The organism is Vreelandella indica, assembly GCF_037070225.1.
GTDB classification, from domain to species: Bacteria; Pseudomonadota; Gammaproteobacteria; order Pseudomonadales; family Halomonadaceae; genus Vreelandella; species Vreelandella arctica.
This window is the reverse complement of record NZ_JBANSO010000068.1, coordinates 1-2,768: the sequence shown is the minus strand read 5'-3', so window position 1 is coordinate 2,768 and position 2,768 is coordinate 1. Positions and strand designations below refer to the sequence as shown.

General features: G+C 54.9%; 1 rRNA gene. It reads right to left on the bottom strand.

From position 1 onward, the window contains the following. Positions 1 to 36 precede the first annotated feature (36 nt). Positions 37 to 2,768 (bottom strand): 23S ribosomal RNA (locus tag V8L71_RS20420); the annotation flags it as partial.

The following is a 2,768-nucleotide window of genomic DNA, read 5'->3' as shown; positions in this document are numbered from 1 at the left end:
TGCGTCATCATCGCGACCAGACCCCTTGGGTGTTATAGGGTCAAGCCTCACGGGCCATTAGTACACGTTAGCTCAACGCCTTGCAGCGCTTCCACACCGTGCCTATCAACCAGCTGGTCTCGCTGGGCCCTTCAGGAGGCTCTAGGCCTCAGGGATGTCTCATCTTGAAGGGGGCTTCCCGCTTAGATGCTTTCAGCGGTTATCCCGTCCGACCATAGCTACCCGGCAATGCCACTGGCGTGACAACCGGAACACCAGAGGGTCGTCCACTCCGGTCCTCTCGTACTAGGAGCAGCCCTTCTCAAACATCCAACGCCCACGGCAGATAGGGACCGAACTGTCTCACGACGTTCTAAACCCAGCTCGCGTACCACTTTAAATGGCGAACAGCCATACCCTTGGGACCGACTTCAGCCCCAGGATGTGATGAGCCGACATCGAGGTGCCAAACACCGCCGTCGATGTGAACTCTTGGGCGGTATCAGCCTGTTATCCCCGGAGTACCTTTTATCCGTTGAGCGATGGCCCTTCCATACAGAACCACCGGATCACTAGAACCTGCTTTCGCACCTGCTCGACGTGTCTGTCTCGCAGTCAAGCACCCTTATGCTCTTGCACTCAATGCACGATGTCCGACCGTGCTGAGGGTACCTTCGTGCTCCTCCGTTACTCTTTAGGAGGAGACCGCCCCAGTCAAACTACCCACCACACACTGTCCTCGATCCGGATAACGGACCTGAGTGAGAACGCCAATGATGCCAGGCTGGTATTTCAAGGTTGGCTCCGCCCGAACTGGCGTCCGAGTTTCAAAGCCTCCCAGCTATCCTACACAGGCAACATCAGCGTCCAGTGTGAAGCTATAGTAAAGGTTCACGGGGTCTTTCCGTCTAGCCGCGGGTACACCGCATCTTCACGGCGATTTCAATTTCACTGAGTCTCGGGTGGAGACAGCGTGGCCATCATTACGCCATTCGTGCAGGTCGGAACTTACCCGACAAGGAATTTCGCTACCTTAGGACCGTTATAGTTACGGCCGCCGTTTACCGGGGCTTCAATCAGGAGCTTCGCCTTGCGGCTAACACCATCATTTAACCTTCCGGCACCGGGCAGGCGTCACACCCTATACGTCCGCTTGCGCGTTAGCAGAGTGCTGTGTTTTTAATAAACAGTTGCAGCCACCTGGTATCTTCGACCGGTTCGGGCTTAGAGAGCAAGTCTCATCACCCTACGCCGGCGTGCCTTCTCCCGAAGTTACGGCACCATTTTGCCTAGTTCCTTCACCCGAGTTCTCTCAAGCGCCTTGGGATTCTCACCCTGACCACCTGTGTCGGTTTGGGGTACGGTCGCACATGATCTGAAGCTTAGAGGCTTTTCCTGGAAGCGTGGCATCAGTGACTTCCTGACCGTGGTCAGTTCGTTTCGTGTCTCGGCATTCTCTTTGAAAGAGCGGTCCGGATTTACCTAAACCGCTTGCCTACTCACTTTCACCAGGACAACCAACGCCTGGCTCACCTAGCCTTCTTCGTCCCCCCATCGCAACCATGTCCGGTACGGGAATATTGACCCGTTTCCCATCGACTACGCCTTTCGGCCTCGCCTTAGGGGCCGACTCACTCTGCTCCGATTAGCGTCGAACAGAAACCCTTGGTCTTCCGGCGAGGGAGTTTTTCACTCCCTTTATCGTTACTCATGTCAGCATTCGCACTCGTGATACCTCCAGCAGACTTCTCAATCCACCTTCATTGGCGTACACGACGCTCCTCTACCGCGCATCCCTAAGGATGCACCCGTAGCTTCGGTACCTGGTTTAGCCCCGTTACATCTTCCGCGCAGGCCGACTCGACTAGTGAGCTATTACGCTTTCTTTAAAGGATGGCTGCTTCTAAGCCAACCTCCTAGCTGTCTGAGCCTTCCCACATCGTTTCCCACTTAACCAGGATTTCGGGACCTTAGCTGACGGTCTGGGTTGTTTCCCTTTTCACGACGGACGTTAGCACCCGCCGTGTGTCTCCCACGCGTTACTCACCGGTATTCGGAGTTTGCCTCGGGTTGGTAAGTCGGGATGACCCCCTAGCCGAAACAGTGCTCTACCCCCGGCGGTACTACGTGAGGCGCTACCTAAATAGCTTTCGAGGAGAACCAGCTATCTCCGAGCTTGATTAGCCTTTCACTCCGATCCACAAGTCATCCAAATCTTTTTCAACAGATCCTGGTTCGGGCCTCCAGTTGATGTTACTCAACCTTCACCCTGCTCATGGATAGATCGCTCGGTTTCGGGTCTATATCCAGCGACTGTGTCGCCCAGTTAAGACTCGGTTTCCCTACGGCTCCCCTATACGGTTAACCTCGCCACTGAATATAAGTCGCTGACCCATTATACAAAAGGTACGCCGTCACCCAACAAGTGGGCTCCGACTGCTTGTACGCACACGGTTTCAGGATCTATTTCACTCCCCTCTCCGGGGTTCTTTTCGCCTTTCCCTCACGGTACTGGTTCACTATCGGTCAGCCAGGAGTATTTAGCCTTGGAGGATGGTCCCCCCGTCTTCAGTCAAGGTTTCTCGTGCCCCGACCTACTCGATTTCACATGCTCAGATTTTCGACTACGGGGCTATCACCCGCTACGGCCGCGCTTCCCAACGCATTCGCCTAATCAGTCACATGCTTAAGGGCTGGTCCCCGTTCGCTCGCCGCTACTAGGGGAATCTCGGTTGATTTCTTTTCCTCAGGGTACTTAGATGTTTCAGTTCCCCTGGTTCGCCTCGTAC